The sequence below is a fragment of the Rhodococcus sp. AC861 genome, from assembly GCF_979256035.1.
Map to the genome: position 1 here is coordinate 1 of NZ_CEEDMW010000047.1, position 267 is coordinate 267.

1 pseudogene is annotated in these 267 nt (G+C 76.8%); it reads right to left on the bottom strand.

What is annotated here, in order from left to right:
* A pseudogene (locus AC0IX4_RS23085) lies at positions 1-267 on the bottom strand (hypothetical protein); the annotation flags it as partial.

Genomic DNA, 267 nt, shown 5'->3' on the forward strand with positions numbered 1-267 from the left:
CCGCCGCGGACAGAGCGGACGCCCCGTCTCCGCGCGCCATGGCCACCTCGGCCCGGTCCCACCACACCCGCAACCACACGCGGGAGTGGCCGGGGTGCTCGGTCAGGACGGCCTCGGCGCGGGCCAACAACACGTCGGCACGCGATGTCCGGCGCGGACCGATCGCAGCGGCGGCGAGACCGACCAACGCGTCCACGACCGCGTCGACCGCGCGGGGATGCCGCGCACCTCGGCCGAAGCCGCTCTCCCGCAGAGCGAGTCCGGCGC